The organism is Lentzea alba (genome assembly GCF_047445655.1).
In the GTDB taxonomy this organism is placed as follows: domain Bacteria; phylum Actinomycetota; class Actinomycetes; order Mycobacteriales; family Pseudonocardiaceae; genus Lentzea; species Lentzea alba_A.
Genome location: NZ_JAJAEG010000042.1, coordinates 24,373 through 45,163 on the forward strand (window position 1 = coordinate 24,373; position 20,791 = coordinate 45,163).

Here is a 20,791-nt window from a genome sequence, read left to right on the forward strand (position 1 = left end):
GGATGCACCGTGCGCGCCTGGCTATCTTGGTCGGTCACGCCGGAGGTGAGAAGCACTCGGGCCGGGCGTGTCCGGAACGAATCCGGCGGAGACTGTCGTGATGGGGGTATGACTCAGATCGACGAGCGGACCGGTCACAGCGTGGAGCAGCAGATGGTGGACGGCGAGGTGCGCGGCGAACAGGAGCCGACCCCTGCCGAGGTGCTGGAGTGGCGCCGTGATGACGTGTTCCTCCCGGAGGCGGATGCTTGTCCGGAGGAGTACCCGCAGCTGCGGAACATCTCGGCCGGGTTCATCTTCGGTGGCGTGGTCCGGCCGCTCGAACCGGCTCCGCCGGAGTATGTGACGCTCCCGGCCGCCTACACCTCGCCTGAAGAGTTTCTCGCGATCGCGCAGTGGAACATGCTGTGGGATGCGGCCCAGTTCCGGCGGCGCTTCTTCGACCTGGACGACCTGCCAGAGCCGATGGCCAGGATCGCCGATCTCGGCGACGTCAACGTCACCTTCGTGCCGCGGACACGGGCGCGGTACTTCGAGTACGCGCCGCTGTTCCACCTGCTGCCCAAGCGCGTCCTGGACATGTTCGGGCTGCCCTTGCTGCGGGGCGGCCAGTGGCCGTTTATGGCCGACTGGTCGGGCATCGACGACTTCCTGCCGCTCGATTTCGAGGAACGGCTGGCCCGCGCGTGGGCGTGGACGGTGTGGCCGCACCTGGTGTCGGGGTCGAAGATGAAGGCGTTCTCGGCCGACGACCCGATCCGGCTGCTGGCTCACAACCTGGACTTCTGGGTGCCCGCGGTCACCGCCACCATCCAGGAGCGCCTGCGGGACTTTCCCGAGGTGGACAAGGGCAAGACGCCCGGCCCGGTCACCTTGGAGGACGGCAGCGTGCTCGCCGGGGCCGTGGCCGGCAACCCGCGGATGGGCGGACAAGTGTGGTTCGGCGAGGACGACGCCCGCGACGCCGTGGTCGAGACCGTGGAGGCCGCCGACCGGACCGGCCGGCTGCGCGGCATCCTGGACGCGGTTCGTTCCCACCGGGTCGAGGACGACTTCTCCAGCCACTGGTCGTACGCCCGCGAAGACTTCGAGCGCAAGCTGCACGGGAAGCGGCGCAAGGTGACGGTGAAGTTCGTCGAGCTGACCGACACCGTCCCCGTCCAGGGACCGGAGAGCGAGGTGCTGGGCAACCTGGTCACCAACGACTTCCTCACGCTGCTGGATGGCCGGAACCGGCAGATCGTCGTGCTGCTCAACAGCGGCGTCACCAACAAGACCGAGATCGCCGACGTGCTCGGCTACGCCAACCACAGCGCTGTGTCGAAGCGACTCGCACAGATCCGCCGCGCCGCCGAGGCGCACTTCGACGAGAACTGACCCACCCAGCTCGACCCGGCCGCGCTCGGTGTCACCCATGCGAGTGATCATGGCCGAGGTAAAAAGGGTGCTCAGGTGGGGTGCCGCCCCACCAACGCCTCACGAGCGCCCTGGTCCCGCTCTGGTTCGGATCTTCCTACCGCCGGTCTAATCGCCGACACCAATCGACTCGGTCGACTTCAGGCAGCGGGCGAACCGCTACCCGTCAGCCTGCCGGAGTCGGCCAAGGTGCGCGGCTAATCGGGCTCGTGATGACGAGCCGGGGCGGGGAGAACGACACGGTGATGGCGACGCAGGAGGGCGCGCACGAGTGGGGCGTGCCGGCCGATGTCAACGTGCCGTCGCTGTCCCGGATCTACGATCACCTGCTCGGCGGCGGGCACAACCTCGCCTCCGACCGTGCGGTGGCCGACGCGATCATGGCCTTGGTGCCGGGCTACGACGTGCTCGTCCGCGAGAGCCGCGCCTTTGTACGTCGCGCGGTGCTGCACATGCTCGCCGCCGGGATCGAACAGTTTCTCGACCTGGGCGCGGGCCTGGGCGGCGTTCGCCACGTGCACGAACTCGCCCAGGCCGAGCAGCCCCAGGCCCGCGTCGTCTACGTCGACCGCGACCCCGTAGCTATCGCCGGTCTCCGTCTGGTCGTCCGCGAGGACGATCCGAGCACCGGGGTGATCGAGGCCGACCTGCGGCACGTCGAGGAAGTACTCGACCATGCCGTGACGACTCGGGTTCTCGATTTGACCCGCCCGGTGGGCGTGGTGGCCGGGTCGGTGCTGCATTGCCTGCCCGACGCCGAAGACCCGGCCGCCGCGTTGGCCGGGTACCACGAGCGGCTGGCACCCGGTTCGCTATTGGCCGCCTCGCACGCCGACCGCATCGTCCTCGGGCTGGAGTCGGCCGCTGCGGTCGAGGACTGTCTCGCCAGGGCCGGGATCACGTTCGTCCACCGAAGTCGGCGGCAGTTCGCTGACCTGCTGGGACCGTGGCAACCGCACCCGGACGGCGTGGCGCCGATCGGCTTGTGGCGACCGGACGGCCTGACCCTCGTCCGGCGCGAGTGCCTGTGGGGCAACGCCGTGCTCGCTGGCCGCCGCCACGAGCCAGCGGAGCGTGCATGAACGAAGCCGAGCACATCAACACCGTGTCGGGATCGGTCCACGGCCAGGTGCTGCAAGCTCACACGGTCACCGCCGACACCATCGTCCTGCACGCTCCCCAGGACCGGGTGCCGGTGCCTCGGCAGCTTCCGCCGCCCGCGCGCACCTGGGTCGACCGCGCACATGAATGGGAGCGGCTGGACCGTCTGCTCACCACGGCGGACCCGACCCGCGTGGTGGTGACCGGGCTGGGCGGGGTCGGCAAGACCGGCTTGGCGGTGCGTTGGCTCGACGCACACCACGACCGCCACCCCGACGGCGTGCTGCACGTCGACCTCAACGGCTGGAGCGGCCATCCGCCACCGTCTACACCGCACGTTCTCGCCGGATGGCTCCGTGCGCTCGGTGTCGCCGCCGACGACCTGCCAGGCGAGGCGGCTGAACTGGTCGCGCTGTACCGGACGGTCACCTCGGACAAGGCGGTGGCCGTGCTGGTCGACAACGCCCGCTCCGCCGAGCAGGTGCGCCCCCTGGTACCGGCCACAGCGCGCGGCACGATCCTGGTCACCAGCCGCCACCGCCTTGCCGGGCTGGCCGTCGTGGGATTCCGCCACCTCGACCTCGACTGCTTCCCGGCTGCTACCGGCGCCGCGCTCCTGGCCGGCCTGCTCGACGAGGACCGGCAACCTCTCGGCGAGGACCTGCTCCACGCCCTGGCCGCCCGCTGCCACGGGCACCCACTGGCCCTGACCATCGCCGGAGCCCACCTCGCCGCACATCCCCGGCGCGACCCGGCGCGCTTGATCACCCGCCTGACCCACCTCGCCGAGGCGTCCGCCACCGCCTCGGACCCGCACGAGCTGTCCGTCGAAGGAGTGCTGCAGATGAGCTACGAGGACCTTGACGCCACCACCGCCAGGCTCTACCGCGGCCTGGCCGAGCACCCCGGCGCCGAGTTCACCGCCGAGCCGCTCGCCGCCGGGCTCGACGTGCCGGTCAGCGAGGTCGACCGCGGACTCGGACGGCTGGTGGAGGCCAACCTCGTCACCGAGACCGGCGACGAGCGCTACCGGCTGCACGACGTCCTGCGCGAGCACGTGCAAGCCCTCGCCGACCAGGACGACCAGACCGAGCGGCAGACGGTCCGTCGCCGGATGATCGAGTGGTACCTGCGGCGCGCAGCAGAAGCCGACAAGGTCATCAACCCTTTCCCCCGCCGGTTCAGCGACGTCTACGCCGACCTCGACACCGGCATGTTCGACGACGCCAAGGTCGCCTTGGACTGGGCCGACACCGAACGTGTCAACCTCCTCGCGGCGCAGCAGGTCGCCGCCGATCAGGGCTGGACGGAGCTGGTGTACCAGTTCGGCGAGGTCCTGTGGAACCCACTGCGCCCGAACTACACCGCCGGTGAGCTGGTGAGCTCGCAGTTCCTCGGGGCCAACGCCGCCGCCGACGCCGGGCACATCCTGGAGGTGGTCTGCCGCACCCGGCAGGGTTTCGGCGAGACCAACCTCGGCCACCACGAGGCCGCCGTCGCCATCTGCACCATCGCCGTCGAGCGCGCCGCCGAAGTCGGCGACCCGTGGCTGCGATCCGGCGCGCTGTCCACTCGCGCCCGTGCTCACCTCAAGGCCGACGACCCACACGCCGCCCTGCCGGACCTGCAACTGGCGCTGGACATCGCTGAGGAGATGAACGACGCCCGCAGCATCGCGCTGCGGCACCGCCGCCTCGGCGAAACCGCCCTGCACCCCAAGATCGCCGACGCTCGGCTCGCGGCTCACCACCTCCGGCTGGCGGCGAGCATGTTCGCCGGCATCGGCGACGACATCGGCCACGCCCGCACCGTCCTGCACCTGGCGCGGGCTCTGACGCTGAACGGGCACGCCGCCGAGGCGGTGTCCGAGCTGGCTGCGATCGAGCAGGCCGTGCGCGACTACGGCTCGGTCGGCTACCTGGCCGACCTGTGCACCGTGCTCGGCGAGGTCCACGCCGCGCTCGGCGACACCGCCGAGGCCCACCGCCGCTACGGCCAGGCCATCGACTACTACACCGCCGCCGGCCCCGGCGCCGACGAGAGCAAGGCCGCCGTCATCGACCGGCGCGCCGCCCTCGACCAACCGACCGCCTGAACCGCGAAGAGGAGCGACCAGCATGACAACACGCACCACGGCCAAGGGGACGCGGATCACCGGGGAAGCCCGCGTCAAGATGGCCGCTGACCTGAGGAAGAAGTACGAAATGGGCGCCAGCATCCGCGCACTGGCCGAGGCCACGGACCGCTCGTACGGCTTCGTACACCGGATCCTGACCGAGTCCGGAGTGGTGCTGCGTGGCCGTGGCGGCGCTACCCGGACCGATTCCAACCGAGGGCGCGCGCGTGCTCCGCGTTGAAGCTCGGCAGGACGAGCCGGTGATCACCGTGGCTGCGTTGGAGATCCTGCTCGAAACCGAGGGCTACGAAAGCCATGCCTTCCCGATGGACTACGTCGGGGAGACGCGCAGGACGGAGTGCGGCGCGGAATACGGCGTCGACCAGCTGGGGTCGACAAGTGACACGACGCCGGAGTGCGAGAAGTGCAAGCTGGCATACGGCGCGTACATCGCGCAGAAGCTTCAGAAGCAGGTCCCGGTGACGCAAGCGCGGCTCCGGGACCTGCTGGAGGACATGCCGGAAGGGGCCTGGACGTCGTGAGTGACGACTTCGACCAGTTCCCGGACGTGCGTGCCGTGTTCGCCACGACGCGCCTCGCCGACCTCGCCAGAAAAGCCGACCTCCTTGACGGCCCTGCACAGACGCAGGTGGTCCGCGTACTCTCGCCCGGCAGCAAGGCTGTTCGCGGTTGGGCGACGGCGGAGCGTCGTGCGGCGGTACTTCTGTCCCTCGGCCTTTCGCTGAACGTCGTTGCGGTCCTGTACGTCGCTACCGGCGCATGCTCGCCATGGTCGGTCGTCGCACTGGTTGCTGGAACCGGCGCGCTGAGCGCCGCGGCACTCGTCATGTGGCGCGGTAACCAGGACGCCTTAGCGCTAGCCATCGGCACCTACGTCGATGTCACCCCACGGCCCGAGCAGAACGGCGACGCGGCCGAGTAGTCGTCCACTCTGGACATACCTTTCTCCCCTGGGATAGTTGTGCGTTCGCTAACAAAGGTCAACGAGTCGGAGCGCTCCGCGTGGTTGCGCAAGGTCGGCGTGGAGCTACGTGCTCACCGAGAGCGCAGGGGCGTGAACGTCGAAGATGTGTACATCCAAGGGCACTCTCGCTCGTGGAGCATTCCCGTAGACGAGGTCGTCGGCCTTGAGTCCGGACGTCATTGGGTCTCGCTGACCGACCTGTCCGGGCTGTGTGAGTTCCTCGATGTCGACATGTGGGGCCTGCTCTGCGACAGCTATCGGTACGTGCTGGAGGCGAAGGGAAAGCTTCCGCCGTCGGCGTTCGAGGAGAGTCGAGACGTCTTCGGCGTTGCGATGGCGTACCTGTGGGTATGCCTGCCAACGTCCACTCTGGCCTTTGTCCAGTGGTGTTGCCGAACGCCACTCGATTGCGTATGCGGTGCTGACTGCTCCTGCGAGTGCGAGGGCTGCCATCTCAGCCTTCGCCAACGCCAGGGTTTGCTCCGGACGTGGCTACCGCGGCCCGCGCCTCTGAACAAGCTGGCGTTACCGGCGGACAACGATCCGCATCAGGTGTCCACCAGCGACTGACGAAGGTCCTCACGTGTACCACGACGTTAGCCGAGACTCCTACCGCCGCGCGATGGCGGACACGCTAAAGACCCTCCTGGAGCGCTCTGGCCTGAGCTACACCGAGACGGTGAAGCGTGCGAGCCTAGGGCCGGGCGCACTCGGCAAGTTCATTGTCGCCGACATGGTGCCGTCTATGGAGTCGCTCGTCCGCCTCTGTGCGGCGCTCGACGTCAACGTCTTTGCGACGCTCCAGCAGGTCTACGACACATGCCTTGCAGCGCAAGGAAAGTTGCTCCCGGTTGACTATGACGAGGTGCCCGGTCGTCACGAACTGGCCGCTGTGCTTGCCTTCGCTGGGTCTCCGGTTTCCGCGATGTCCTTCGCGCACTGGTGCTGCAGCAAGGGCTTCGGGTGCCGGTGCGCGCCGCAGTGCTCCTGCTCCTGTGCCGGGTGCCATCTCACGGCCCAGGAGCAGGAGCGCGTTTTCGAGGTCTACCGTCTGTCGCCGCGCACCTGCGGCTGACAGCCGAAACAGTCCTGAACCGCGCCGACTCGGACGCCGCTCCGTCAGGGCGCGAGGTTCGTGGAGGCCGAATTGCTGCTCGTCCCATCGCCAGCGCAGTCGACGAGCCGTGCCCGGTCGGTGACCACCACCTCGGCGCTCGCTTCTCCGGAGACGCGGGTGATCATTCCGGGTCCTTCCAGGAACAGCAGGGACTTGCGCAGTCTGTGCGTGGGCATAGCTGCATTTCTGCTTGGCAGCGGTGACCTCCGCTGCCGCGCAGTCCAGCAGGTCTGGGGTTCGTTGCTTCCACAGCTCGACCGGTTCGGCCCGAGCGCACCCCGGTTGGGCGGAGTCGGTGACGTCGAGGAGCAGGTCGACGATGTCCACTGTTTCCCCGAAGACCGGTAAGTCCTCGAACTGGATGGTGTCCTCGCTCGCGCAGCCGTCGCTGCTCGCTACGCGCCATCAGTATCCCGCTCCATGATGACCACGACGTACTCCCGTTCACGCCAGGACTTCGGTTCTGGGAGCAGCGGTCCGGTGGTCGAAGCCATCGGGTTCGTTCTGGTCGGGCCAGAAGCGGCTACCACGCAGCACCCGCAGGAACGGCAACACCTCGTCCCGTAGCCCTGGCGTCATCGCGATCGCGCAGCGCGACCTGGTCGAGTGCGGACTGCCGTCGGCGTCGAGCACGAGGGCACCGGCCTCGCGGGCGATGACGGAGCCGGCCGCGGTGTCCCAGGTGTGGTTGCCGAGCAGCACGCAGGCATCCAGCGTGCCGTCGGCGACCCAGACCAGGTCCAGAGCGGAGGAGCCGTACCGGCGTAGCCCTTGAGCTCGGGCGGTGAGTTCGCGGTCTACGGCGGCGCACAGCACGTCGCGCAAACCTTCGTCGGCACCGCTGCCGTAGTCGCTGAACCCGACCAGGGCCTTGTTGAGGACGTCGGTGGTGGAGGCGCTGATCGGGTCGCCGTCGCGGTAGGCGCCTTGGCCGTGGGCCGCCCAGTAGCGGTGGCCGAGGAAAGGCAGCGCGGTGACGCCTAGGACCGGCTGGTCGTGGTGGACCAGGCCGAGCGCGATGGCGCACAGCGGGTTGGCGTGCTGGTGATTGATCGTGCCGTCGATGGGGTCGAGCACCCAGTAGGTGTCCGGGTTGCCGACCGCTCCGGTCTCCTCCCCCACGAACCCGATCTCGGCGTGGCCGCGCGCGCTCAGTCGTTGCCGGACAAGGTGTTCGACGGTCTCGTCCACTTCGGAGACCGGATTCCGGTCTCCCTTGTACCGGATGTTGCGTGGAGGGTGGCTGAGCACGTGCTCGACCGCGAGGTCGATCGCGGCGTGGGCCGCCGGCAGGGCGGCGGTGAGGTCAAGTGCCGACGACATGGTTCCTTCGGGGTTGCTTCTTGGCGGGCATGGCGCCGGATGAACACGCGGTGGACGTCCGGTCAGGACCGGGCGCGCCACCACGGCCGTTCGCGGGTCGGTCCACCGGTGCGCAACCGATCCGCGAGCGCCGTCGGCCGCAGGTCCAGGTGGCCGAGTTCGGTGTCGTGGCCCAGCGCGCTTCGCCGTGGTCAACCCGGACCGCACTGGGGTCGGTGAGAGTCACGTCGAACAGCAGGGCCAGCTCGAAGACGGTGGGTTGCGTGCCCGCGTGCTGCTCGCGCAGTTCCACGACGGCGCAGAAATCCAGGTGGGCCGCGCGGGCGTCGACCTGTTCCCGCAGGATGCGCCGCAAAGCGTCCTCGACAGCTTCACCGGCTCGTACGAGGCCGCCCGGCAGCCGATACGTGGTGGCGTCCGGGTCACGGACGACGAGAAGGCACTCGTCGTGTCCGACGAGGGCGTACACCGCGACGAGCGGGCCAAGAGCGGGAGGGGTGGTGGTCATAGTGCTCTCACGATCGATGGACGGAGTGCTGTCGAAACGCGCACGTCGGGTGGAGCGGGCCCGTGTTCGGCGGCCAGCGCGTTGGGGTCAGCGGGCACGGGCGTTCTCCCACAACAGGATGTGCAGCCGGGAGGTCAGGTTCCAGCCTCGTTCGAGCACCAGGTCAGCCAGCAACCGCAAACGGTCCAGCACCGTGGTGCTGTCGGTGCCCTCGGGCATGACCCACACCGGATCGAGCCGATACTGGACCACCAGGTTCTCGACCTCGTCCAGGTCCGGCACGGACTGAACAACGAACTTCCAGATCGCTTTACCCGACAGCACGAACTGCCGAAGCGCGGCGGGACGGAGGCGTTGCCGCTCAAGCAAGCCAGAGTGCGCCAGCTTCGGCGAGACGATAAAGCGGGTGACGGCTTCGACCACGGCCGGGCTGGGCGCGATGGTGCCGGAGGTCTCCACTTCGATCTCACTGGCGAGGCTGTTCTGCCTGATGGCGATCAGAAGCGGCTCCAGGGCGCGTTGCTGAAGCAGAGGCTCGCCACCGGTGATCACCAACATGCCGTCGGGCGCATCGGACAGCCAGTCCAGGATGTCGGCGACAGCGATATGCCGCTGTTCGGCGGTCAGGTCATGGCGACGCCGGTCCCAGGTCTGCGGGGTGTCGCACCAGCCGCAGGTGAGATGGCAGCCGAACAAGCGCACGAAACGAGCCAGCCTGCCCTGGCTGGGGCCTTCGCCTTGGAAGGTCGGGCCGAACAATTCGTTAACCGCCAGCGTCACGGCTGTGTCCGACCTGGCGGTGCTCATCGCGGCACCGGAGGTTCGTAGACGGCGGTGTTGAGCCGTGTCTCGCGGACCAGAACTCGCTCGACTCGGGCGCCGACGGCGCAAGGAAGGCCAGCCAAAACGCTCTCGGCGACCCGGCCCAGCAGGACCGCGACCGCCTCCACCGTCGGCCACGGCAACCCGTAGGCGAACTGTTCGGCGACGTCGGCCGGGCGCTCGACCCCGAAGCAGAAAACCCGGCTTCCCTCCGCGAGTAACGGCTCGATCAGCCGGTCGCGTGCGCCGAGCATCGTGGCATGGTCAAGGTGCTCGTCGATCCACCGCCGAAGCCCCACCTTGAGCGCGCCGAACTCCACAACGGTCACCTCGGGACTCAGCTCCGGGGCACTCACTGTCACCGCGGCCGACCAAGAGTGGCCGTGCAGGCTCACACACTTGCCACCCAGGTGCGGCAGTCGGTGCCCGGTCTCGAACGAGTGCTCGACGGTGATCTTGTGCGGCATCAGCAGACCCCCGTGCTCGGCCAGCGGATCGACCGGGGCGATTGCGGCAGCATCACCTCGCGCATCTGCACTGAACCAAGCTCACTTTCCGCAGTATCAGACGGCCGGATCGAGTACGACCTGCGGTGGCCGGTCGGGGGTCGACCACCGCAGGCCCCGAGGCCCAGTCAACGGCGCTGACTACCTGGATCACCAGAGCGACCGTGCGGCGGTTGCGAGGCGTCGACGGGGCGGCACCCAGCCTGACCAGCATGTTTCCTCGGCGAGATCTCCAACGCCCCTAGGGAGTGCATGGATCGGCAGTGTGGTGGCCGACGGGGGTGGACTGGTCGGTCGGTTACAGGGCGTCGGCGAGGCACGCATGAGGCGACACCCGTCGTACGCTGCGAAAACGGGCGAGTACTGTGCGCTATGGAGGGACCGGAAGGAGGGACGCGCGATGGCAGCACGACCACTCACTCCGCTCGCCGCTGCTCGCGAAGCCGCCGGCTACACCCAGGAAAGCCTTGCTCTCGCGCTGAAGGTCGAGCGCACCACCATCGGACGATGGGAACGCGGCGTCCAGTCACCCCAGCCGTGGCAGCGACCCGGCCTGGCTCACGCCTTGCAGGTCTCCCTGGAGGAGCTGGACGACCTGCTGCGCCACACCGTCCGACGCTCCAGCCGAACCGCGTCGCCTGTGATCTTGGATGCGCCAACGATCGCTGTTGACGTGGTCGGGCCGACACCATCCGCCAGCGACAGCCGCGAACGGGAACCCGCCGCCGAGGTTGACGTCATCCACGCCGCCATCCCGCGCCTGCGCCGTGCCCTCGATCGACTGGACTTGCCCGACGATGGGCCGACCAGGAGCCCGGCCGGCCTGTATGGCGAGATCGCTCGCGCCAGCGACGACCGGCTGCAGTCCCGCTACGGCAGCCTCGTCCGCCGCCTACCTGATCTCATCACCGAACTCGCCCGCGTCGGCCAGCTCGGCGGCAGCGCCGACCGCCGCCACGCCGCCGCCCTGCTCACCCTGGCGCTGCGGGCCGCCGACGGAGTGGCCTTCAAGTTCGGCTACCTGGACTTGTCAGCGCGATTGATCGACCTCATGCGCTCGGCCGCCCAGCTCGCCGAGGACCCGCTGCTGCTGGCCGCGGTGGCGTACGTGCGCACCGAGACCTTCTTCGCTTCCGGCGACCTGGACATCGCCGCCCGCGCCCTCGAACTCGCCGCCGACCGCGTGCCCGACCTCGAGACCGCCTCGGCCTCGGCCGCGTTCGGCGCCCTGCACATGCGCGCCGCAGTCGTCGCCGGCCGCGCGGGCAAGCCGGACCGAGCTGCCGACCACCTGCGCGAAGCCCGGCGCGCCTCAACTGTCGTTCCCGAGGGCGTATACCGGGGCACCGCATTCGGACCCGCTTCCCTGCGCATCCACGAGCTCGCAGTTGCCGTCGAACTGCGTGATCCGGTAGGGATCGAACGGGCGGCTGCGTGGCAGCCGCCCAGCAGCCTGCCTGCGGAACGCCGCTCCCACTACTTCATCGACCTCGCCCGCGCCCAGCTCACACTCGGCCGTCACGAAGACGCGTACCTGTGCCTGCAGGCCGCTCGTCAAGCCGCGCCCGAACACACCCGCGCTCATCCCCAGGTCCGTCAGTCCCTCTCGGCTTTGCTGCGCACCCACAGCGCTCCGAGCTCCGGACTGGTCGACCTCGCCGCCTGGGCCCGCGCCAGCTGAGGTCGGTCACTGGTCACGCTCTCCTTGACGATGCCGGGCCAAGCGCATCACGATCCAGCGACCGCCTGCCGGGGTGAGAGCCGGCCGTGCGGTGCGCTATGCCAAGGTGGCCGACGTGGTTGCCATCGAAGAACTGCTCCATCGTCGTTCCGACCTGTCGACGTTCGTCGTCCACTTCACGAGGGACGGCGGAGGAGCTTCCGGGCGGGACAACCTCGAAGCGATCTTGCACAGCCAGACCATCGAGGCCCGAACCGTCTATGGAATGGCAAAACGCCTGGCAGAGACGAATCCTGATGTCGCCGATTCGCAGCGGACGGTGTGTTTCACCGAAACCCCGCTTGAACACGCGTGGATGATGTGCCAGGACATCGACAATCGCCAGATCAGGTTCAACGGCTACGGCCTCGCGTTCACGAGGACGTTCACGCGGAAGCAGGGCGCGAACCCTGTTTGGTATCTCGACATCAGCCCAGGACACGACTGGCTGACCACGCCCGTCAACAAACTCGTGCAGCAAGCTGTCACCGATGCCACTCCACCTGGTGCGCCTGGGCCCGCAACCGACGACCTCCTCGCATCTCCGATCTTGCGGCTGACGCCCTTCATGGAGCAGATGGGGACGCCCAGCGGGGTGCGGAAGGAGTTCTGGTGGGAACGAGAATGGCGACACGTAGGGCACTTCGGGTTCACGCCACAGGACATCGTGGTTGTATTCGCTCCCGAAGACGACCACAATGACTTGCTTCGCACCATCGAATCTTGGGGTGAGTACTTTCGCGTTCCCGCGATCGTTGATGCGCGATGGGGGCTGGAGCGCATGATTGCGGCTCTTGCCCGCGTTCGTGATAAAGGCCCCTTTCCCACGTAAGCGCCGTCCCGCGGTTCTTCGCCGGGTACTCACAGTTCGCCCGCCGGTGGGATCCTTCGCCGGGCGGCGTCGGGCTAGGGGCGGACCAAGTCCGGCAGGTCGAACAAAGAGTCGATAACCCAGTCCGCGTCGCGGCGCACCAGTGGATCGTCCGCCCAGAGGTAGCCCCAAGGACCGCGCTTGATCAACGCCGCCTTGAACCCCGCCGCCTTCGCAGCTACCACGTCGTTGTCCCGGTGGTCACCCACGTACAGCGTCTGGGCGGGGCCGTCGGGCACCATCTCCGCCACCCGCGCGAAGAACTCGAGTGTCGGCTTGGCGACGCCCCACTCACCCGAAGTCGCAAGGGCATCCACGGGGAGCCCCAGTTCGCGCAGGAGGACAGCAGCGCGAGCGGTCTGGTTGCCGGCCACGCCCACCCACAAGCCACGTTCGCGCAGTGCGGCCAGGCCAGGCCGGACGTCGGGGTACAGGTCGCTGTCCTCGATGCGCTCGCCCAGCCCGGCCTCCTCCCGCAGCTGGCGTTCGTGGGCTAGGTCGAAGCCGGGCTTGAAGTACTGGAAGGTCTCGGCGTTGTCCCGTCCAGCGGCGGTGACGGCGCCGAGAACCGTGGAGAAGGTGTGGCGCGGTACACCGACCCAGTCGGCCCACGCACCCCACTCGCGCGAGTCGTCCAACAACGTCTCGCCCACGTCGAACACCACCGCGGTCACCATGCCCCTACTCCTACGTCACCAGCGGGTAAGCCGCTACACAGGGGGACCGTCGCCGCAACGTGCCTACCCGGTGACATTGCTCCGGTGCCGCACCGGGCAGGCACCCGCGATGACCTCTTCGGCTTGAGCAAGCGCTGTGGTCAGGGCGGTCAGGGCGTACTGGGGCATCGTCCCGCTGTCCAGCGCGCAGGCTTCGATCAGGGCAGAGAGGTTCTTCTCCTGGGAGTGGGTGAGCAGCTCGTGACAGCCGTCGTGGCGGAGGATGTCGCGCGCGACGTATCCATCGCGGCTGTCGACCGCGTGGTCGATGAGGTCGAGGGCGATGGACCGCGCGTGGGGTTCGGCGACCGAGCCGATCGCCTCCGCGAAGGACAGGCCCAGGCGGGTGTGGAACACCGCAAGGCCAGGCGAAGAGATGTCGAGGGCGCGGTACTTCTCGATGAGGCTGTTCAGGTCGGGGATGTCCGAGTCGGTATAGCACTGGACGGTCAGGCACGCGGTCACGGCGTTCTCCCACGGTTCTCCTGGCGTCGTGTCGGCCAGGACGGCGAGAGCGCCGTCGGTGTCTCCGGAAACAGCCTGTGTGATGACCGCGATCTGGCGGCCGTCGAGCATCCGGCGGCCGATGCCCTTGTAGTCCTCCAGCCGGGCGCGTGCTTGCGTCCAGCGTCCGGCGGCGGCGAGAGCGCGTGCGCCGGTGGCCAGCAGGACCGCCCACAACCAGCTGCGGATCTGCTGGTGCGTCTCGGTGGAGTCGGTGAGGTCGGCAGGGATCTCGATGCCATCAACGTCGGTTTCGGTGCGAGCCGAGACCGCGGTGAACAAGGTGTCCATGATGGTGAATGCCCGCTCGCCGTGCCCCTCACGGGTGTAGAGGCGGGCGAGGTTGGTGATCGGTTCGAGAGCGAGGCGGGCTACCTGCGCGCCCAAAGGGCGGGCGCGCAGGTAGAGGTTCACCTGCTGGTGGCACCACTGCCGGGCCAGGTCGGGCAGGCCGCAGTCGGAGGCGACGAGTGCTGCTTGGTTGTGCACCGCGGCTGCCTCGGTGAGGTCGCCGGTGCGTGCGGCCTCACGAGCGCGGTCGCACAGCTCGGCCGCACGACGGGCCAGCGGGACGCAGGCCGGGCGGGTGCGGGCGACGAGAGGGAAGCGGCGGGCGAACTGGCCGGCGGGGTCCATGACGGTTACTCCCAGATGACGGTCATGGGCTTGATGGGACGGTCCAGCACGACGCGGCCCGGGTTGTTGTCCGGCTGGGGCGGGATGTCGGGGATGGCGAAGCGGACGGTCGACGACCGGAAGCCCTGGTTCCAGGTGACGATCTCGGCGGCAACCTGGTCGGCGAGGTCCTGGTCGCTGGGGCCGTGGCCGATGACGCCGACTTCGTAGCGCCGGCCGCCGTCGGGGCCGGGCTCGGCCGCGCGGATGGTGAGGTAGGCGAGGCTGCCGTCGGCGGCGGTGGTAGCCATTGCCACGCTGGGGAACATCGGCCGCACCAGGCCGCTGTCCTTGGCGGCCGGGGTGACCTCCATGCGCATGAGGGGGTTGGGCAGGTGGCAGGCCAGCCACAGGTCCAGCCACTCGAAGGACTCCATCGGGACGAAGTGCACGCCGGTCCACACCTCGCGGGCGGGGGTGTCGAGGACCCCGGCGAGCGCATCCGCGTCGGTGGCCTGGTTGTTGTCCTTGTGGGTTTGCAGCGTCACGTCGCCGGGGTTGAGTCCGGTGCCGGTGAGGTCGAGGACGCGGCGGGCGTCGTCGCGGAGGCCCCGCAGCGGCATGAAGATCGCCATCTCGCTACCGAGGCTGGTCCAGCCGTCCTGCTCGCGTTCGAAGACGACGCTGCGCGAGGCGCATCCGCGCAGGCGCACTGGGGCCACCAGGCGTCCGCCCGGCTTGAGCTGGTCGAGCCAGGCGGTGGGGATCTCGTGGGCGCCGACGGTGGCGATGACGCGGTCGAAGGGCGCGTTCTCCGGGTGGCCGAGTGCGCCGTCGGCGGCAACCGCCGCGACGTTGCTGATGTCGGCGGCGGCGAGGTGCTTACGGGCGCCGTCGACGAGGTCTTCGTCGATGTCGATGGTGGTGACGTGTCCGGCCGGGCCGGTGAGGGTGGCCATCAAGGCGGCGTTGTAGCCGGTGGCCGCGCCGAGTTCGAGCAGCCGCTCTCCAGGCTGGATGTCGAGCTGTTCGAGCATCATGGCGACGATCTTGGGCTGCGATGCGGCGCTGATGCGGGTGCCGTCGCCCTCAAGCTTGGTGTAGACGGGCTCGTCCGCGTACGCCTCGGCCAGTCCGACCTCGGGCAGGAACAGGTGGCGAGGAACCTGCCGGAACGCCGCCTCGACGGCGTCGGTGCGGACAGTGCCGTCTTTGACGAGGCGGTCCGCGAGTTGGGCGCGCAGTTCGTCGGCGGAGTCGGTGGAGGCGTTGCTGGCAGTGCTCGTCATTACTGGAGCCCTAACGGTGTTGGAGGTGGTCCCGGCTGGTGCCTGCCGGGTAGGCGTGCTGGGTGAATCGGCATGGAAGACGGCGTTGACGGCCAGCGTCGCCAGGGTGGCCTGGTCGGGCCCGGAGAGTCCGGCGCGGTTGGCGTGGAAGATGAAGTGGTGCGCCAAGATCGCGCGCAGGCCCCGCTCGAGGTGGCCATCGCGGGCGAGCTCGGCGAGCTGGCGGCCGGCGAGGTCGAACGCTGCCCACCAGGTCTGCGGCACCTGGTCGGGTGCCACATCGGAGAACCGGTGCGTGTTGGTGGTCATCAGCCGCCGCACGGCCTGGCCCAACCGCTTGGTGCGCTGGGAATCCATGTGATCGACATGGGCTGCAGGCCGGAGTGACGCGACTTTGGCCCAGACGTCGCCCTGCTCGAACCAGTCCAGCCCGGCGGCGCGCAGCATCGCGCTGAACAGCAGGACGGTGGTTTCCCGCTGCCCCAAGGCCGCTGGCGCAGGCTCGCGGGCGCGGGCGAGGCAGTGGCGGCTGTCGTGGTGGAACAGCGTGTGCGCGATGTCCATTCCGGTAGGGCCGCCGAAGGCGAGGTTCTCAGGCTCGTAAATGCCGCGGGTCCAGCGGGCGACCTGTCCGTCGGCCGCCAGGTCGGCCAGCAGCGTGTCGACCACGGTCGTGTCAGGGTTGGCCGGCTGGTAGCGCAGCCGCCAGGCGGGCATCTTGCGCAGGTGCCACCACGTGTCGATCTCACCGTCCTGCTGAGCCTGGTCGAGCGCGGGCGCCAACGAGGTCGCGGCCGTGTGCTCGGCGGTGGACGGGTCGGCGAACTCGACCAGGTAGTGGCGCCAGCGGCTGTCCGGCGGCATCAGCGCGGGTCTCCTCTCGGGTAGGTCAGGTGATCAGCAGGCAGGTGTCCCAGCTCGTCGCGGGCTCGGTCGCGGCGGCGAGGACGGCCAAGCCGACCCCGGCGATGCCCTCCAGCACGCCGGGGCCTTCGGGGACGGGGTGGCTACGCGCTCGGCGGAGCAGTTCGGTGGCCAGCGTGTTGAGTCGAGTCGCGGAGGAGCCAGTCGCGTCGGTGGCGGCGCGGGCGGTGATGCGGGTGAGTCCGGCGTAGCCGTGGCACAGCGAGGCGTCGTTGACCAACACATGCTGGGCCGGGTCGGTCACCGCGCTGATCAGGACGTCTTCGGCGATTTGGAGGCGCGAGTCATCGCCCAGGGCTAGGGCGGCGAGGTGCAGGGCGCGGGCGATCCCGGCCGCGCCGTAGCACCAGCTCGGGCGGCGAGTGGCTCCGCTGTGCCGCACCTGCTTGGGTCTCGTTCGCGCCTCGTCTCTGGTGATCATGTAGGGCCAGCGGTGCCCGCCGGGGGTGTCGATGCGCCAGGAGTCCAGCCACGCGCAGATCGTCTCGACGGCTTCGCGCTGCCCGTCCACGGTGATGCCTCGGTGCAGGGCCTGGGCCAGCAGCGCCAGGGGGCCGCTGATGCCATGCGCGAGGCCGAAGTTGCCGTGGCCGCCGGGGAACTCTTCCTCGACGCGACCGGTGGGACCGGTGAGGGTCCACCACCCCGGCAGCGCCTCTCCCGCGATCGTCATCGGGTGGGTGAGGCGAACCAGGGCGCCCAGTACGGCTCGCAGGGCGCTGCCGCTGGGATCGTGGTGCAGAAGGTAGGCGCCGAGCCCGGCGAGGCCGCGGATCGTGTCGAACTCCGCCATCTGCGGCCGTTTCTCGGCGTCCATGCGCGTATGTGCGGTGTTGACGCGGGCATGGGCATCGGCGGCGATCTGCCGTGCCAACGGCGCGAGTGCGGACCGGTACGCGCCAGGGTGGACTGCGGCGGCGCCCGCGAGGGCACGGGCGACGGCCGGCGCGCCGTAGAACCCGCCGGTGCTCGCCCCGGCGGTGACCGGCTTGCCCGCGACGACGGTCAGCCACTCGTGGGCGCGGTCGAACGGCCTGATCCCGGCTGCCGCCAGCTCGATGTGCAGCAGCGCGACGCCGGGCGCTCCGTGAGCCAGGGACTGGTGCCACCACGGCTGATCGGTCGGCAGATCGGCGGCGTCGGGTCGGGCGAGGCGGTCGGCGATCTCCACCGCGAACTCGACCGCGGCATCTGCCGCGAGGTCGACGGTCATCGTGCTCCTCCCGTGCGGGCAGCGAAGGCCAAGGCCGCGGTCCGGGCCAGGTAGAGGCACACCGCCTTATCCTCGGGCTCGATGCCGCAGGCCCGCAGAAAGTGGCTGTGCAGCAAGGAACCCAAGGCGGCGTCCGGGTCGACGCCTTCGGCGTCGGTCCCGGACAGCTGTGATCGGTAGGCGGCCAGCGCCGCGGCTCGTTCGGCCCACGTCTCCACGATCGCTGCTCCGCCCGGCGCACCACGCAGGACCTGGAAGTCCTGACTGGGGTCGGCCAGGCGACGCGCCTCGGCGAACACCGTGCGGGGAACGGCGGCGGACTGCTTGGCCGGGACGTGGTCGACCAGCCACCGCATCCCTGCCTCGGTGCCACCGGTGAATGCGACGGCGATGGCGGCGAGGTTCGCCGCGGTCAGGGCGTGATGGTGAGGTCGCCGAGACTGGGCGAGTTGGGTGAGCACAGCGCGGGAGTCGGCGGTGAACACGGCCTCCGCGGCTGTCAGCGCCGCACCGGAGCCCCAGCGGCCGGTCTCCGGGTAGGAGGTCGCGAAGACCACCTCACGGAGCAGCCCTTGCCGGCGGAGTCGCTCGGTCCAGGTACTGATCCGGCCTGCGGCCTCGCCGAACAGCGTCGGGTCGGAGTTGCGCAGCGTGATGCGCAGGCGCAGGTAGTGCTCGTCGCCCTCGCGGAACCGCAGGAACCACCACCGCGGCTGGTCCTCGCCCCACTGCCCCATCAGGGCGGGCAGATGCTCGGCGAGCACGGTGTTCTGGCGTCGAGGGTCGCCGTAGAGCTTGGCGAACAGCAATGAGGACGCACCAGGAGGCAGGCCGTGTTCGCTGGGCCGGACGATGCGGTGACGCGTTGGACGTGGCGGTCGCCCTGTGGCTTTTGGCTGGCGGACGGCCAGGGGGACGACGATTTCGTGGGCCCGGCCGTCGAGCCACCCGGAGGCGTTCTCGGCGGGGCCTTCCTCCAGCACCGCATGGGGATGAGTGACCAGGTGCTCGCGCAAAAGCGTCAGGTGCGCGTCCTCGGCGAGGTCCAGAGGTAGCCGCCAGTCCCCGTCGACCAGGAGCACGACCTGCGGAAGACGGCGGCGGGCGCGCCACCGGGCCAGCGCGGCGTTCCAGCCTGCCCAGTCGGCGGTCCGGCCGGGAAGGTCACCGGCAGGCAGTCGCCACCGCGCCGGGGACAGCACGACGCGGCCGGAACGCAGCCGGGGAAGAAACGGCAGGGTCGCCGCCGCGCCCCAGTCGAAGTCAGTGACCTCCGCGCAGTGTGCGCGGGTGAGTTCGAGCAGGAAGCGGGCCAGCGGTGGGGTGTGCTTGCGCAGGTTCAGTGCGTGCAGGCTCCATGCCTCCACGCTGACGCCGAGGTCAGGAGCGGTCAGGTACAAGCGGTTGCTGTCACAACTGACCGCCAGGTCGGCCGCGGTGAGCACCGAACCCGAGGTGGCATCGCGGTGCTCGCCGAGGCTGACGACGGTCGGTAGGACCTGGATGCTGCGGGCGACGTGCCCGGTTGCGGGGTCAAGCGGCGGGAACGACAACTGAACCGATAGCGCCTCGTCTTCGCTTGATCCGAGCAGCGGCGATGTCAACGTCTGATGTTCGTGCTGGTTGAGCAGGTGCAGAAAGCGACCGGTGACGACGCCGGCCGATCGGGATACCGAGGTGACCGCGAGCCGGAACTTCCCCGCCTTCAGGGCCGACATGTCCGTGGAGTCGAGACGGGTGCACAGCTCCAGATCGGAGGGCAGCCGCACCGAGCGCAGAGGCGCCTGCTCCAGCTCGGCGATCAACGCCTCGTCGAGAACGATTTCGTGCTGCCCGTCCAATGCGGCGGTTTGGGCGAGGGCTAGCAGCCGCTCGTCCCGAGACGTCCGCGGAAGGCGAGCGGCGGTCGTCGTCGTGCCGGGGTAGCCATCGGGCCAGCCGATCCCGCTGTCGGCGACGACCTCCAGCAGCGGCACCTGAGCCCCCGTGCCGAACCGCTGGTAGAAGCGCCGGTGATAGGCGGCCCAGTTCGCTGCGGGCCCAGGTCGGGAGGTCAGACGCGCCAGAAGCAGCGAGGCACGTTCGGCTTCGCGGGCGACCGTCTCGGGCAGCGCGACATCCATATCCAGCCGCAGGTCGACCGTGACAGGGTTCCGCCGCAATGGAACCAGTTCCGTCATGGAAGCGGTGGCATCCGCCCGCACCGTGCGCCGCACCGCTACGCCGCTGCGCCGATGCTTCTGCAACCGAGCGCGGAGGTCGTTCAAAGCCACGTAGTACTCGGCCGCAGCCTCGCCGACCGACGCCAGCTCGCGCACCAGGTGGCCCAGCGGATCGAACTCAGTACTCGGCGCGTGGAGGTTGGTCACGAGCACCCGATGGGCGACCAGGGCGGTCAGCAAGCCGGTCACCGTGCTCGCAGCGGCGTGCGGAAAGCTCGCCTGGACCCTGGCGTGCAAGGCATCGAAGCGAAGCGGTTCGCGTGCCCCGTCCACCGCCACGCGGACCGGGCCGGAATACCGGAGTTCGACTTCAACAGCTCCAGTGCCCTGGCTGGTGGTGTTCGGCTGGTACGGCACGACGAGGCGTCCGCCCCGCACCATCAGCGTCGTGTTGGCGATGACGACCAATCGGCTCAGGACGGCGGGCTCGCTCTCCACCCGGCCGATGACCTCGGCGAGCCACCCAGCGTCAGCTGCCGCCACGGCTTCGTGACTACTGCCCGAACGCTGAAATGGCACCGAGGCGAACCGGGCTGCGGCGACGCCGGCGAACAAGCCATTGGGCGTTGGGCGGCCGGTCAACCGCAGCAGATAGCGCATCACGGACAACACCGCCCGCCGCACGTCGCGCCCGCCAGGGTCTTCAGCAGCGCACAAGGTGCGGACGCGGTCAGCAAGTATCGGGCTCGCGTGGCCGACGGCATCGCGGACGATATCGATCTCCCACGCCTGACGCAGCCAGGCCACCCATCCGGTCACAGCCTCAGCCTCGGACGCCTGGAACACAGGCCACGCCGGGAGCGGCAAGTCACCTTCGGCAACT

20 protein-coding genes are annotated in these 20,791 nt (G+C 69.3%); 10 read left to right on the forward strand and 10 right to left on the reverse strand.

Translation table 11 applies throughout. The annotated features are described in order from the left end of the window. The first annotated feature begins 108 nt into the window (after positions 1–108). The 8 genes from LFM09_RS43850 to LFM09_RS43885 all read left to right on the forward strand — a co-directional run bounded on the left by LFM09_RS43850 (position 109) and on the right by LFM09_RS43885 (position 6,693). A complete protein-coding gene (locus LFM09_RS43850; RefSeq protein WP_414102553.1) occupies positions 109–1,377 on the forward strand; it encodes a sigma-70 family RNA polymerase sigma factor in 1,269 nt (422 codons plus the stop codon). A gap of 251 nt (positions 1,378–1,628) precedes the next feature. After that, positions 1,629–2,498, forward strand: a complete 870-nt coding sequence (locus tag LFM09_RS43855; protein ID WP_414102609.1) for an SAM-dependent methyltransferase — start codon at positions 1,629–1,631, stop codon at positions 2,496–2,498. After that, positions 2,495–4,612: a helix-turn-helix domain-containing protein gene (locus tag LFM09_RS43860; RefSeq protein ID WP_414102554.1), complete on the forward strand. Its 2,118-nt coding sequence runs from the start codon at positions 2,495–2,497 to the stop codon at positions 4,610–4,612. Before LFM09_RS43855 ends, LFM09_RS43860 begins: the two co-directional genes overlap by 4 nt. A gap of 22 nt (positions 4,613–4,634) precedes the next feature. After that, the gene (locus LFM09_RS43865) at positions 4,635–4,874 is read left to right on the forward strand and encodes a helix-turn-helix domain-containing protein (RefSeq protein ID WP_414102555.1); all 240 of its coding nucleotides are present in this window, start codon (positions 4,635–4,637) and stop codon (positions 4,872–4,874) included. Continuing rightward, entirely contained in the window at positions 4,861–5,175 is a 315-nt protein-coding gene (locus LFM09_RS43870; protein ID WP_414102556.1) for a hypothetical protein, read from the forward strand. The genes LFM09_RS43865 and LFM09_RS43870 overlap by 14 nt, the downstream gene beginning before the upstream one ends. Further along, on the forward strand, positions 5,172–5,576 hold the full coding sequence (locus LFM09_RS43875; RefSeq protein ID WP_414102557.1) for a hypothetical protein: 405 nt from the start codon (positions 5,172–5,174) through the stop codon (positions 5,574–5,576). The genes LFM09_RS43870 and LFM09_RS43875 overlap by 4 nt, the downstream gene beginning before the upstream one ends. 132 nt (positions 5,577–5,708) lie before the next feature. Then, positions 5,709–6,188: a hypothetical protein gene (locus tag LFM09_RS43880; protein WP_414102558.1), complete on the forward strand. Its 480-nt coding sequence runs from the start codon at positions 5,709–5,711 to the stop codon at positions 6,186–6,188. A gap of 13 nt (positions 6,189–6,201) precedes the next feature. Continuing rightward, positions 6,202–6,693 carry a helix-turn-helix domain-containing protein gene (locus LFM09_RS43885; RefSeq protein WP_414102559.1) on the forward strand — a complete coding sequence of 164 codons (492 nt, stop codon included), beginning with the start codon at positions 6,202–6,204 and terminating at the stop codon, positions 6,691–6,693. A gap of 44 nt (positions 6,694–6,737) precedes the next feature. Here LFM09_RS43885 and LFM09_RS43890 read toward each other — a convergent pair whose 3' ends face one another. From LFM09_RS43890 to LFM09_RS43910, 5 genes are all read right to left on the reverse strand, one after another. Continuing rightward, positions 6,738–6,911: a hypothetical protein gene (locus LFM09_RS43890; protein WP_414102560.1), complete on the reverse strand. Its 174-nt coding sequence runs from the start codon at positions 6,909–6,911 to the stop codon at positions 6,738–6,740. Positions 6,912–7,179: 268 nt separating this feature from the next. Further along, positions 7,180–8,058 (reverse strand): inositol monophosphatase family protein, encoded by an 879-nt coding sequence (locus LFM09_RS43895; protein WP_414102561.1) that lies wholly within the window; start codon positions 8,056–8,058, stop codon positions 7,180–7,182. Then, the gene (locus LFM09_RS43900) at positions 8,042–8,566 is read right to left on the reverse strand and encodes an NUDIX domain-containing protein (RefSeq protein WP_414102562.1); all 525 of its coding nucleotides are present in this window, start codon (positions 8,564–8,566) and stop codon (positions 8,042–8,044) included. Before LFM09_RS43900 ends, LFM09_RS43895 begins: the two co-directional genes overlap by 17 nt. Positions 8,567–8,653: 87 nt before the next feature. Continuing rightward, on the reverse strand, positions 8,654–9,373 hold the full coding sequence (locus LFM09_RS43905; protein ID WP_414102563.1) for a 7-carboxy-7-deazaguanine synthase QueE: 720 nt from the start codon (positions 9,371–9,373) through the stop codon (positions 8,654–8,656). Continuing rightward, positions 9,370–9,855, reverse strand: a complete 486-nt coding sequence (locus LFM09_RS43910; protein ID WP_414102564.1) for a 6-pyruvoyl trahydropterin synthase family protein — start codon at positions 9,853–9,855, stop codon at positions 9,370–9,372. The genes LFM09_RS43905 and LFM09_RS43910 overlap by 4 nt, the downstream gene beginning before the upstream one ends. Positions 9,856–10,294: 439 nt before the next feature. Here LFM09_RS43910 and LFM09_RS43915 point away from each other — a divergent pair, with 439 nt between their 5' ends. Continuing rightward, positions 10,295–11,575 (forward strand): helix-turn-helix domain-containing protein, encoded by a 1,281-nt coding sequence (locus tag LFM09_RS43915; protein WP_414102565.1) that lies wholly within the window; start codon positions 10,295–10,297, stop codon positions 11,573–11,575. Positions 11,576–11,690: 115 nt separating this feature from the next. Then, positions 11,691–12,446, forward strand: a complete 756-nt coding sequence (locus tag LFM09_RS43920) for an abortive infection system antitoxin AbiGi family protein (RefSeq protein WP_414102566.1) — start codon at positions 11,691–11,693, stop codon at positions 12,444–12,446. 74 nt (positions 12,447–12,520) lie between these two features. On the opposite strand, the gene LFM09_RS43925 is transcribed toward LFM09_RS43920, so the two are convergent. The 5 genes from LFM09_RS43925 to LFM09_RS43945 form a co-directional block, all read right to left on the reverse strand. Next, positions 12,521–13,162 carry an HAD family hydrolase gene (locus tag LFM09_RS43925; protein ID WP_414102567.1) on the reverse strand — a complete coding sequence of 214 codons (642 nt, stop codon included), beginning with the start codon at positions 13,160–13,162 and terminating at the stop codon, positions 12,521–12,523. Positions 13,163–13,225: 63 nt separating this feature from the next. Next, on the reverse strand, positions 13,226–14,341 hold the full coding sequence (locus LFM09_RS43930; RefSeq protein ID WP_414102568.1) for a hypothetical protein: 1,116 nt from the start codon (positions 14,339–14,341) through the stop codon (positions 13,226–13,228). A 5-nt stretch (positions 14,342–14,346) separates the two neighbouring features. Next, the gene (fxlM, locus tag LFM09_RS43935) at positions 14,347–16,473 is read right to left on the reverse strand and encodes a methyltransferase, FxLD system (protein WP_414102569.1); all 2,127 of its coding nucleotides are present in this window, start codon (positions 16,471–16,473) and stop codon (positions 14,347–14,349) included. A 25-nt stretch (positions 16,474–16,498) separates the two neighbouring features. After that, on the reverse strand, positions 16,499–17,746 hold the full coding sequence (locus LFM09_RS43940) for a lanthionine synthetase C family protein (protein ID WP_414102570.1): 1,248 nt from the start codon (positions 17,744–17,746) through the stop codon (positions 16,499–16,501). Then, complete coding sequence (locus tag LFM09_RS43945) at positions 17,743–20,727, reverse strand: lantibiotic dehydratase (protein ID WP_414102571.1); 2,985 nt, start codon at positions 20,725–20,727, stop codon at positions 17,743–17,745. Before LFM09_RS43945 ends, LFM09_RS43940 begins: the two co-directional genes overlap by 4 nt. Positions 20,728–20,791: the final 64 nt, after the last annotated feature.

What these genes read in the sequence shown, in the direction of transcription:
- LFM09_RS43860 (WP_414102554.1), top strand. Translation starts at nt 2,495, where the DNA reads ATGAACGAAGCCGAGCACATCAACACCGTGTCGGGATCGGTCCACGGC.
- LFM09_RS43930 (WP_414102568.1), bottom strand. Translation starts at nt 14,341, where the DNA reads ATGGACCCCGCCGGCCAGTTCGCCCGCCGCTTCCCTCTCGTCGCCCGC.
- LFM09_RS43940 (WP_414102570.1), bottom strand. Translation starts at nt 17,746, where the DNA reads ATGACCGTCGACCTCGCGGCAGATGCCGCGGTCGAGTTCGCGGTGGAG.
- LFM09_RS43890 (WP_414102560.1), bottom strand. Translation starts at nt 6,911, where the DNA reads ATGCCCACGCACAGACTGCGCAAGTCCCTGCTGTTCCTGGAAGGACCC.
- LFM09_RS43905 (WP_414102563.1), bottom strand. Translation starts at nt 9,373, where the DNA reads ATGAGCACCGCCAGGTCGGACACAGCCGTGACGCTGGCGGTTAACGAA.
- LFM09_RS43910 (WP_414102564.1), bottom strand. Translation starts at nt 9,855, where the DNA reads ATGCCGCACAAGATCACCGTCGAGCACTCGTTCGAGACCGGGCACCGA.
- LFM09_RS43865 (WP_414102555.1), top strand. Translation starts at nt 4,635, where the DNA reads ATGACAACACGCACCACGGCCAAGGGGACGCGGATCACCGGGGAAGCC.
- LFM09_RS43925 (WP_414102567.1), bottom strand. Translation starts at nt 13,162, where the DNA reads ATGGTGACCGCGGTGGTGTTCGACGTGGGCGAGACGTTGTTGGACGAC.
- fxlM (WP_414102569.1), bottom strand. Translation starts at nt 16,473, where the DNA reads ATGCCGCCGGACAGCCGCTGGCGCCACTACCTGGTCGAGTTCGCCGAC.
- LFM09_RS43900 (WP_414102562.1), bottom strand. Translation starts at nt 8,566, where the DNA reads ATGACCACCACCCCTCCCGCTCTTGGCCCGCTCGTCGCGGTGTACGCC.
- LFM09_RS43895 (WP_414102561.1), bottom strand. Translation starts at nt 8,058, where the DNA reads ATGTCGTCGGCACTTGACCTCACCGCCGCCCTGCCGGCGGCCCACGCC.
- LFM09_RS43850 (WP_414102553.1), top strand. Translation starts at nt 109, where the DNA reads ATGACTCAGATCGACGAGCGGACCGGTCACAGCGTGGAGCAGCAGATG.
- LFM09_RS43915 (WP_414102565.1), top strand. Translation starts at nt 10,295, where the DNA reads ATGGCAGCACGACCACTCACTCCGCTCGCCGCTGCTCGCGAAGCCGCC.
- LFM09_RS43855 (WP_414102609.1), top strand. Translation starts at nt 1,629, where the DNA reads ATGACGAGCCGGGGCGGGGAGAACGACACGGTGATGGCGACGCAGGAG.